The following is a 2,180-nucleotide window of genomic DNA, read 5'->3' as shown; positions in this document are numbered from 1 at the left end:
GCGCTCGCTAAACGTCGGGTGAGCGGTGAATACCAGACGCGGGAGGCGCGCCGATCCGGGACGGGTCCCCATGACCCCCCGGCGGCCACCACTAACCTGTCTACGGTGACCGACCTCGCCGACGGCCTGCCCAGCGCCGTACCCGCCCTGTGGGACGAGCGTCTGCGGTTGTTCTCGTTCGCGACCGCCGAGAAGCGCGCCGACTACCTGCGGGTGCTGCGCGCTTTCGACAGCGCCCGCGCCGCGTATGTGGTGTTGTTGCACGCCGACGATGTCGCCGAGTGGATCGCCAGGGCCGAGACGGGCGCGCACGCGGGGCCCGCGGGCGTGCCGTTGCCCGCCGTCGAGATCGGCCCGTTGCTCGAGCAACTGCATCGCTGGGGCGTGCTGGAACGCAGCTACGACGGCACCCGCGCGGCCACCCTCGCCGAGTACCGCAACCGGCACTACGTCTACCAGTTCGACCAGGCCGGTTTCCAGGCATACCGGGCGGTGGCGGGTGTGCTGACGGCGAGGATGGACGACGCGTCGCTGTCGCGCCTGGTGCTGCCCGAGCTGCTCGCAGATCTGCGCACCCTGGCCACCGCCAACCGCGACGGCGACGCCGAACGCGTCTACACGACGCTGCGCAGGCTCGACGCGACCCTCACCGATATGGCGGCGCGGGCGGCGCACTTCTATCTGTCGCTGGGCGATCTGGTGCGCACCACCGAGATCACCCCGGAATCCTTTCTCGCGCACAAGGACGCGCTGCTCGCGCACATGCGCGAGTTCAGCATGGACCTTGCCCGTTTCGCGCCCCGGCTGGCGGCCGCGATCGGTGAGGTCGAGGACACCGGCGTCGGGCAGCTGATCGGGCGCGCGGCGAGCTGCGACGAGCGGGTGATGCTGAGCCCGGCCGAGCGGGAAGCGGACTGGCAGTCGCGCTGGGACGGCCTGCGCACCTGGTTCGTCAGCGCGGGCAGCGGTGAGGCGAACGAGTCGTGCGAGGCGGACCGGCTGCGGGAGGCGACGATGAGCGCGATCGCCGCGGTGCTGTCGCTGTTGCGTCGCGTCACCGAGACCCGCCGCGGTGGGGTCAGCCGGGAATCGGCGCTGCGGCATCTGGCCGCCTGGTTCGTCGACACCCCGACCACCGGGAGCGCGCACGCGCTCTACGACGCGGTGTTCGGCCTGGGCAGGCCGCGGCATCTGGCGCTGGAGCACCCCGACGCCGAGGTGATTCCCGTGGGCCGATCCTGGTGGGAGGCACCACCATTGGAGATCTCGCGCACTCTCGCGGAAACCGGCCGCGCGCCGACCGCGGGCGCGCCAGCCCGGATCGCGCGCAACGACGCCGGCATCCGCAGGCTGCGCGAGGCCCAGCTGGCCGCACAGCGCGAACGCGCGCAGGCCGCGGCATCGCTGGCCACCGGTGCCGTGCACGAGCGGGTGCTCGACCAGCGCGAGACCGAGGTGCTGCTGCGACTGCTCGACGCGGCATCGACGGCGTGGGTGCCGGTCAGCGGAAAGGTCGACGGCACAACGGGTTCCGACAACGGTGTCACGCTGACGGTGCGCCCCTGTGACGGGTCGACCATCATCCGCACCGCGGCGGGCCTGCTGCATCTCAACAATCGCCGCCTCGAGGTCACCGCGACGACGCGACGGGGAACGCCACGATGAGACAGCAACGCCGCATCGATGCCCTCGCCCTGGACAGCTACCAGCGCGCCGCCCGGGTGATGCTCGCCAACCACCTGGTCACCCGGGTCTATCCCGACCGGATCGCGCTGCCGTTGATCCGGCGCTGGGCCACCGAACTGCGCGAGGATCTCGCCGAACTGTTCGGCTACCGCCTGGAGGTCACCGAGACCACCGCGCGCCTGTACCCCGTGCACGACCGGCTCGACGACACGATGCCCGCGCGCAGCGTCAACGATCGCGTCTTCGATCGCCGTCGCTACGCCTATCTCGCACTGGCGCTGGCCGCGCTCGGCCGGGCGGGCGACCAGATCACCCTGTCCGAATTGGCCGAGCACGTGGCCGATTACGCGAGCCGGATCGACGGCCTCGAGCTGTCCACCGACCGCGCCGCCGGCCCCGGGGGGGGCCGGGCCCCCGGGGGCGGGGGGGGGGGCCCGGGGGCGGGGGCGCGGGGAGACCCGGGGGCCGGCGGCGGGGGCCCCCGAGCCCCGGCC

General features: G+C 72.8%; 2 protein-coding genes. Both read left to right on the top strand.

The window, feature by feature from the left end; genetic code table 11:
• The first annotated feature begins 105 nt into the window (after positions 1–105).
• Complete coding sequence (locus tag ACFWPJ_RS04030; RefSeq protein ID WP_378846862.1) at positions 106–1,665, top strand: TIGR02677 family protein; 1,560 nt, start codon at positions 106–108, stop codon at positions 1,663–1,665.
• Positions 1,662–2,180: DUF2398 family protein (locus ACFWPJ_RS04025; RefSeq protein WP_378846859.1), on the top strand; the 519-nt coding region annotated here is incomplete at its 3' end. The genes ACFWPJ_RS04030 and ACFWPJ_RS04025, both read left to right, overlap by 4 nt.

The sequence above is a fragment of the Nocardia sp. NPDC058497 genome (assembly GCF_042720195.1).
Lineage (GTDB): Bacteria > Actinomycetota > Actinomycetes > Mycobacteriales > Mycobacteriaceae > Nocardia.
Note: the sequence above shows the minus strand (reverse complement) of the source record. Positions and strands in the feature narration are given on the sequence as shown.